Genomic DNA, 7,580 nt, shown 5'->3' with positions numbered 1-7,580 from the left:
CGCCGCTTTTCAGTGTTACGGATGCTTCAGCAGCTGTGTCATCTGCCAAACGGTAAGCCAGCAGTTTTTTCGGACCGCCCAGCAAAGCCAGATACAGTGTGGAATAGGCTGTCGCACCGTCCTCACTGTCGCCGGAGAAGATTTGGTTAATGGCCGTTTCGCTGCAAATATCTACAAACTCACGTACAGGTCCCCAATTCGCCTTGACGGGTACAACCACCGTACCGCGTGAGCCACCTTGGATCGCTGAAGCTGCTGCTGCCTGAAAGTTCATATACAAACCCGGTAATACCGGTTTATTCGTGTTTTCCCATGTTCCGCCTGCCATAATTAGTCCACCTTCGCTTTCATAAATTGTTCGATTTTAGTGTGTGCTTCTGCTACCGTGAACAGCTTGTCCTGTGCGCCAAAAAAGGCGCCTGCCAGCACCTCTTCCTTCACGGAAAACAATGGTTCCGCGTGTTCCTTCAGCTCCTCCAGCGTATAGCGGGGGCCGCCTGCTTCCTGCCCGGCATATAGCGGGGACTTCTCGTTTTTTTCCAAGGTCAATCGGACCTCCTCATTTCAAAATAGGATGAATTTCCACTCTGCGGATCAACGCCGCTTCCTCAGCCGGGCGCATACGTCGCTGTACCAGCGTCAGCCGGAGCTGACCGTCTAAAATCGCATCCGCCTGCAAATCGGCCGAAGCTTCGTCCGTAGACATATAACGGCCTTTGTCCTGATCCAGTGGAAGCTGAATTTGAGCGGCAAAGCCCTCGACCAGCGCGGAAGCTGCGCGGTTCTCCTCAGCGCTGTCTGGAGCAATAATATGCCCGATGAACCGTTTACGTAGCTCATACATGGAGGCTCCCGCCATCCGGGTTTCGCAGCCGCTCAGCCGCCATAGAACCGCGTGTCGTCCCGGCTGTGCAGGCCATGCATCGGCATATACTGACCACGATTCGCCCAGTTGCTTCTGCGCCCAGCGGGTCAAGGCTGCCAGCCATTCATCCGGCTGTGCGGCGCTACTTGTCGGAATGACTGAGCTCCCTGCCGTTTCAGGCACATACACGCCAAAACGCAGCGTTCTATACGCTTTGCCCGTGACGGTGTCCAGCTTTTCTGCATCTCGCACGCCCAAATAGTGGGCGGTAAAAGCCGACGTATCCTCACCTTGGCCTGTCACCGGTTCCCGGTGCAGTCCGGCAATCAGGGCATTCGCCCATACATCGGCCTGCGCCAGCCCGGCTTGTCCTGCGTATAGCTTGATACGTACAACCTGCCGATAGCCAGCCCAGGAAGACTTCCAGATTTCCTCGCCCAGCGCCATAACAGCATACGGCTCCTCTGCCGTCTGCGACGGTGGCTGAACATCGTATACACGCCCTTGCAGCGCCGGAACAATTTCAATGAGCTTTTGCTTAAAGGCTTGTCTCATCCTGCTGCATGCCGCCTTTGCGTATCCTGCACTAGCATATTGCGGCTACTTATCCATGCTTTTTTCCACTTTCGTGTTCTCATCCGGCGCAGCCTCATACTCATGCATTGCAGCATCCCTTGCTTAGGCAACACGACTCCTCCTTTCTGTAGAACGATTTCCCGGGAATCAACAGAGATAATCACCGCATAAAAAAACCGGCCCTATTGGCCGGCTAACATTTGACTGTGTGTGTCTTCGGTATGCTCTCTTGTCTTGATTCCCGATGATATAATCTTACACCCTAATAACGAATGCGTTGCCGAAGAAATGGACGATAAAAGCAGAGACCGGGGATGAAGTTAGGCGGTTTTTTGAGAACACATGTTCGTATTATTGAAACTGCGTTAAATCTATCTAATGGTTGGTGTTGCAAAAAAATAACCGCCCTCTAAAAAGGCGGTCAATTAGTTTTCTTCAATGAATTATAAATATGTACAGCATACCTGGTGATCGCTTCATCGTAATTCGGATACTTATACTCGAGGCTGCTTGCCACAGCCTTGGAGTATTTTCTAAACAATTCATAACAAGCAAATAAAGACTGCCACATTTCCGGATAGCCATTTTCAGAGTAGGTGGATAGCAATACTTCCCAATCCTCTTTGGGAAGATAACGATTTATAAATTTGTAATTCTTCCCTACGCTAAAAGTATAGCCTTGCTCTGAGCCAATTTGCCAGGTCATCATTCTGAGCAAATTAGGTCGTGCAATCTCATGTAAATGGTCAATCGCAAACAGGATTTCTCTTCTCGCCAATCCTTTGACTACGTAGGTGGAAACCATCCAAAACTCATTGCAGCAATCATCAAATTCCCTTGCGGTCGGCTTTTTAATCCAATATTGGCGGTCGTTTGCGATCACCTCATTTTGGATAAGAGCGTCCTTATCAAGCACAACCTCAACTAAGCCGTCGCTATTTTTAAAATAATCCTCCATCTCGTTCATGGGGATCAGTGTCAGATCTAATTTATTTCCATCCTCAAAAAGAATGATATATGAAAACCAGTTACCTAGTTCTGGTGGGAAAAGCTCCATATCCTCGGGTGTTTGCATCATAAGCCTATTCCCAAAAATATGAAGCCATTGATCGCTTTCCTTGAAAGAATCCATATCTGTTACAAAGTAAGAAATGTCATAATCCTGGAATGTATCGGGGGGAATATTTTTGTTCGTACGTGATCCTTCCAAAGTAACCAATCGTATTCTATCGTCATTCATGGCAAAATCTACAAGTATATTCATCATTTCTTGTTCACTTCTCAAGACTTCATTTCTCAATGCAGTAGTCCTCCGTTCCAGCCTTTAGTCATGAGCCTCATTTTCTTGTTCAATTCCTATTCGTCGTTGTATTTCATACTCCCTGCTGTCCAAGTTAATGGAATCAAGGCTATGACCCCTAATTTCAGGAAATCAGAGCCTTTTAGAGGAGACGTACTGTAAGCCATACTATTTACTAACCGAGCTTTCGATCCGCGCCCTTCTGCAAGCCTGCCAGATTCAAAACGCCTTGGTCTGCCAGCGCAAGCGCCATTTTGTAAAAAGCACGTGTGCGAAGCTTCGTATACGTATCCTTGCTGACCGGCGGGTCCAGTACATAATTGTAAACCTTGTAATCAAACACATCGTCATCCTTTAAATAACGCTCACGGATGAGCAGCTGTTCGCGCTCATTCAAGCGACTGACTACAGCATCGACCATTTCGCAGTAGGCCAGGCGGGCGGCGGGAGCATCTACATTATATACGGCAGTCCGGGCCGTCGGATCGCTGGTCACATTCGTTGGTCCGTTCGGTCGATCCGTATAGCCAGCCGTAATAAAGCTTTCCCGATCCATAAAGGTTATCGTTTTATAAATCCGGTACTTCTCAAACACGCCCTCCAATGCATTCTGCGTTTTTCGACGATCCAATTCAGGTAAGTTATTTTTCATTTACAGCAGCACTCCTTATCTTATGCCTTTTGACAATGATGTAATTTTTAGCGATCACAATTTCTTAGTTTACATTTTGTTCGTGTTTTGTTCGCATCTCGAGTATAACATAACATTATTTAGGATATCTATCCATCGTCAAAAAAAGCGGTAGGGTCCCAAAAACAGGATGTTCGCTTTATTTTTCTATGCCTTTTGGCATATTACGTGCTTTTCCTCTTTACCTAATGGTATAATGGAACTAATCTATGATTCTATTGCAGAAGGGAGCCTCCTTTGTGGAACAGCCAGCATTCGGAACCTACTTAAAGCAGCAGCGCGAACAAAAGCAATGGAGCATCAACCAATTGGCAGATGCCGCAGGCATTAGCAATTCGCAAATTTCCCGCATTGAAAATGGGCTGCGCGGTATCCCCAAGCCCTCTACTCTCCGCAAAATAGCGGACGCACTCGGCGTATCCTATACCGAAATGATGAAAGTCGCCGGCTATTGGGGAGACGACGATTCAATAGAGCAACATTTACACGAACCTGATCGTTCTACTGTGCCGGAATGGGCTACCTCCAAGGATCGCCGGGATTTCAAGAAAATGCTGGAGGAAGACGACGAATTAATGTTCGACGGCATTCCGCTGGATGAGACAGACCGTCAGCGCATCAAGGATGTGTTAACAGGTCTGTTCTGGGAAGCCAAGCAAATGAACAAGCATAAGAAGCCGCAAAAGCCCCGGGCGGGCAGAGATCAAGGATAGCAGGTGATCGTATGAAAGAACTCATTCACAAACTCGTCCGAAAATACCGTACCAACTGCCCCTTTGATATTGCAAAAGCACTGGGTATCCATATTCGTTATTCCGATCTGGGCTCCACAACCAAAGGGCTGTATTACCACAAGCTGCGCAGAAAATTTATCGTCATCCACGATGGTCTTACACCGGAATGGAAACGGTTTGTTTGTGCGCATGAATTGGGGCATGACCGACTGCATAAAGGCATTAGCCGCTTTTTTATAGAGGAGCATTCCTACTTTTCTCCAGGAAAATTTGAACAGCAAGCCAACCGTTTTGCTGTACTTTTGCTGAGTGAAGGAAAACCGCCGCTGGCTGACGAAACGCTGGAGCACTATTTGCCCCGGATTGGGCTGCCCAAAGAGACTGCTCTTTTTTTTAACCACAAAACAGAACATTAGTTCTTGTCTCGATTATTTACTGTTTATTGCTTCCTCCTCAATATAGGTGATTTGACGACGGCTTTAACAACCGATATATCAAAAATTTTTAGTGCTTTGATATAAAATAGAAGTTATTTTTACAATCATCTGATAAAATGTGGACGTAAGCGTTTGCTCTAATTCATTCATTTTATAGGGGGTTGAAGGAACAACATGAATTCATGGAAAAAAATCTCGTCACTCTTGACGACCGCTGCGCTTCTGTTCGGATGTCTTGGTACGGCGGCAGCAGACCCGGCAGCCAATGCGGGAACAGCGAATACGGCTACTGCTCCGGTCAGCGGCAAGCACATCACCATCCTACATACGAATGATACCCATGCCCACGTGGTCGCAAACGACAAGGAAATGGGCTTCGCCAAGCTGGCGGGCATCATCGACCAGTATCGCGCTTCCAATCCCAATACCTTGCTGCTGGATGCCGGGGATACCGTTCATGGAACGACCTTCGCTACTTTGGTTAACGGTGAGAGTATTGTGAAAGTGATCAACAAGCTGCGCTATGATGCAATGGTTCCGGGCAACCATGAGTTTAATTATGGCTGGAAGCATCTGGTTGAGCTGAGTAAGGAAATTCAGTTCCCCGTGCTGAGTGCCAACATTAAGCAAACAGACGGAACACGTTTGTTCAAACCGTATGTCATTAAGGAAGTGGATGGCGTTAAAATCGGCATTATCGGTCTGACTACGCCTGAAACAGCATATAAGACCAATCCCAAAAATGTGGAGGGGATTCAATTCACCGATCCTGCGGCTGAAGCCAAAGCAGCTGTAAACGAAATCCGCAGCAAAGTGGACGTCGTCGTAGTTCTTGGTCATTTGGGACAGGATGCATCCAGCACGGACACCAGCCTCAAGGTCGTTAAAGAAGTGCCAGGCATTGATATTTTCATTGATGGACACAGCCATACCGTACTCGAAAAAGGGCTGGTCGGTGACAACGGCACGTTGATCGCTAGCGCAGGCGAATACACCAAGTATCTGGGTGTTGTGGATCTATGGGTCGACGGCGGCAAGGTTACCCAAAAGCAAGCCAAGCTGATTGACTCGACTCAAGCTGCCGATGTTCAGCCCAACGCTGAAATTGCTGCATTGATCGCCTCCATTCAGAAGGATCAGGAACCTATCCTCAAAGAAGTTGTAACGCAAACGAGTGTAGATTTGGAAGGAGCGCGTGAAAAGGTACGTGCGAGCGAAACCAATCTTGGCGATTTGCTCACCGATGCCATGCGTGACGTTTCGGGTGCAGACGTAGCTTTAACTAACGGCGGCGGCATCCGGGCTTCCATCAAGACAGGAACGGTAACCAAAGGAGACATCATCACCGTGCTGCCTTTTGGAAACCAGATTGTTACCCTGAAGGTGAAAGGCTCTGACATTCAGGCAGCACTTGAGAATGGCACAGCCTCCTATCCGGAGCCAAGCGGAGGCTTTCCGCAGGTATCAGGTATCTCGTTTAAAATAGACACCTCAGCAGCCAAAGGAAGCCGTGTTCATTCCGTTCTGATTGGCGGCAAGGCGCTTGATCCTGAGGCAACGTACACATTGGCCACCAATGACTTTACTGCTGTAGGCGGTGACCAATATACGATGTTCGCTAAATATCCGCAGGCAGGTATGTTCGGATCGCTGGACGAGGCGTTAATCCGCTATATGCAAAAAATTGGCTCCGCCAGCCTGAAAGTACAAGCAGACGGCCGCATTCAAGAAGCCAAGGCAGACGTGAAAGCCACCGTCCCTGCCACACAGCCTGTGCCAGCTGCACCAATCGCAGCACCAGCACCTGTGCAGGAAAAACCGCAAGCCGTCTCTACACCGGCTGCGAAACCAGCACCAGCGAAGCCGGCACCGGCAAAGACCCAACCAGCCAAGCCACAGCAGGCCTCCGCTTCTGCCCAGGCTGCTCATAGCCATGTGTATGTTGTAAAATCCGGGGATACGTTATATGACATTTCCCGCAAATACGGTACCACCTGGCAACAGCTGGGGAGGTTGAACAAGTTGAAAAATCCTCACCGCATTTATCCGGGACAAAAGTTGAACCTCCCGGCCTAATTTCAACAGTTTGTCAGAAGATTTAATGTATGCGATAGTCCAAGCTTATTTGGACATCGCATATTTTTTTATAAAGCAAGCCTTTAAACCGCTGACAAGTTGTGGACCGAGAGGTATGATGGAGAAGAGCCATATTCAAGCAGAGAACATTCATCCCGGTATTGATCGGGACCAGTCAGGTGTGTGGAAGGAGTCCAGAAATGCAATACATTATTTATGATCTTGAATTTACCGTTAGCCGTAACGCCAGATATTCCTCTGAAATCATTGATATCGGTGCTGTCAAAGTCGTTCAGGGAGACGACGGTCTATACGTTGTAGATACGTTTCACAGTTTTGTAAGACCCTCAAATCGACCTGTACTGTCCACGGATACCGTTCAGTTCACGGGCATTACTCAACGAGATATTGATGCCGCCCCGCTCTTTCCCGAAGCTGTGAAGCAATTTGTTGCCTGGCTCGGTACGGATTCACCCTATTATTTGTGTGCATGGGGGCCGGATGACCGTCAAAAGCTGGTATCCCATTGTCGTACCCATCATGTAGATCTTGGATGGATTCATAATACGAATGATATACAGAAGCAAATCTCCCGTCTGTTTGGTTCGGGCGGTAAATACCGTCAGCTGAGTCTGTCTCAGGCGCTGGAATTGTGCCACATTGACTTTGACGGTCAGCAGCACCGTGCACTGGACGATGCCATTAACACCGCTCAGGTTTTTATGCATCTTTTTGATCGTATTTCATTAGTGAATAACGCTGCTGACGATGAGGAAAACCGAGGCTCAAAGCTCGTATATTCCTCGCCGGAGGAAGAACAGGAGCATTACAGTCCATTTGGCAATCTCGCCAACCTGTTTAAGGACCATTAAGCAGATAGCTCCCCGGCCCGTTCCGGGGG

The 7,580-nt window shown here is 48.2% G+C and carries 9 protein-coding genes and 1 pseudogene; 4 read left to right on the top strand and 6 right to left on the bottom strand.

The genetic code is table 11. The features are described from left to right. The 6 genes and pseudogenes from L693_RS0104680 to L693_RS0104655 form a co-directional block, all read right to left on the bottom strand. A pseudogene (locus tag L693_RS0104680) lies at nt 1-328 on the bottom strand (phage tail sheath protein); the annotation flags it as partial. Nucleotides 329-330: 2 nt separating this feature from the next. Next, nucleotides 331-549, bottom strand: coding sequence for a hypothetical protein (locus tag L693_RS0104675; RefSeq protein ID WP_025716275.1), 219 nt, complete (start codon nt 547-549; stop codon nt 331-333). Between the two features lie 10 nt (nt 550-559). Further along, nucleotides 560-1,420 carry a hypothetical protein gene (locus L693_RS0104670; RefSeq protein ID WP_025716274.1) on the bottom strand — a complete coding sequence of 287 codons (861 nt, stop codon included), beginning with the start codon at nt 1,418-1,420 and terminating at the stop codon, nt 560-562. Continuing rightward, on the bottom strand, nt 1,417-1,551 hold the full coding sequence (locus L693_RS31890) for a hypothetical protein (RefSeq protein ID WP_269320822.1): 135 nt from the start codon (nt 1,549-1,551) through the stop codon (nt 1,417-1,419). Before L693_RS31890 ends, L693_RS0104670 begins: the two co-directional genes overlap by 4 nt. 311 nt (nt 1,552-1,862) lie before the next feature. Further along, nucleotides 1,863-2,726 carry an aminoglycoside 6-adenylyltransferase gene (gene ant(6) / locus L693_RS0104660; protein ID WP_025716273.1) on the bottom strand — a complete coding sequence of 288 codons (864 nt, stop codon included), beginning with the start codon at nt 2,724-2,726 and terminating at the stop codon, nt 1,863-1,865. Nucleotides 2,727-2,916: 190 nt separating this feature from the next. After that, nucleotides 2,917-3,393: an ArpU family phage packaging/lysis transcriptional regulator gene (locus L693_RS0104655; RefSeq protein WP_007429156.1), complete on the bottom strand. Its 477-nt coding sequence runs from the start codon at nt 3,391-3,393 to the stop codon at nt 2,917-2,919. Nucleotides 3,394-3,671: 278 nt separating this feature from the next. Here L693_RS0104655 and L693_RS0104650 point away from each other — a divergent pair, with 278 nt between their 5' ends. The 4 genes from L693_RS0104650 (at nt 3,672) to L693_RS0104630 (ending at nt 7,551) form a co-directional block, all read left to right on the top strand. Next, a complete protein-coding gene (locus tag L693_RS0104650; protein ID WP_025716272.1) occupies nt 3,672-4,145 on the top strand; it encodes a helix-turn-helix domain-containing protein in 474 nt (157 codons plus the stop codon). Between the two features lie 11 nt (nt 4,146-4,156). After that, nucleotides 4,157-4,582 carry an ImmA/IrrE family metallo-endopeptidase gene (locus tag L693_RS0104645; protein WP_025716271.1) on the top strand — a complete coding sequence of 142 codons (426 nt, stop codon included), beginning with the start codon at nt 4,157-4,159 and terminating at the stop codon, nt 4,580-4,582. A gap of 195 nt (nt 4,583-4,777) precedes the next feature. Then, nucleotides 4,778-6,679, top strand: coding sequence for a 5'-nucleotidase C-terminal domain-containing protein (locus tag L693_RS0104640; RefSeq protein WP_025716270.1), 1,902 nt, complete (start codon nt 4,778-4,780; stop codon nt 6,677-6,679). Between the two features lie 200 nt (nt 6,680-6,879). After that, nucleotides 6,880-7,551 carry a 3'-5' exonuclease gene (locus tag L693_RS0104630; RefSeq protein ID WP_025716268.1) on the top strand — a complete coding sequence of 224 codons (672 nt, stop codon included), beginning with the start codon at nt 6,880-6,882 and terminating at the stop codon, nt 7,549-7,551. The last annotated feature ends 29 nt before the right edge of the window (nt 7,552-7,580 follow it).

Origin of the sequence: Paenibacillus sp. 1-18 (genome assembly GCF_000520755.1) — a bacterium.
In the GTDB taxonomy this organism is placed as follows: domain Bacteria; phylum Bacillota; class Bacilli; order Paenibacillales; family Paenibacillaceae; genus Paenibacillus; species Paenibacillus brasilensis.
The sequence above is the reverse complement of the archived record's forward strand: the minus strand, read 5'-3'. Positions and strand labels throughout refer to the sequence as shown.

Bases quoted from the DNA above. Each gene is read 5' to 3' on its own strand.
- L693_RS0104670 (WP_025716274.1), bottom strand. From the start codon at position 1,420: ATGAGACAAGCCTTTAAGCAAAAGCTCATTGAAATTGTTCCGGCGCTG.
- L693_RS0104655 (WP_007429156.1), bottom strand. From the start codon at position 3,393: ATGAAAAATAACTTACCTGAATTGGATCGTCGAAAAACGCAGAATGCA.
- L693_RS0104645 (WP_025716271.1), top strand. From the start codon at position 4,157: ATGAAAGAACTCATTCACAAACTCGTCCGAAAATACCGTACCAACTGC.
- L693_RS0104640 (WP_025716270.1), top strand. From the start codon at position 4,778: ATGAATTCATGGAAAAAAATCTCGTCACTCTTGACGACCGCTGCGCTT.
- L693_RS0104630 (WP_025716268.1), top strand. From the start codon at position 6,880: ATGCAATACATTATTTATGATCTTGAATTTACCGTTAGCCGTAACGCC.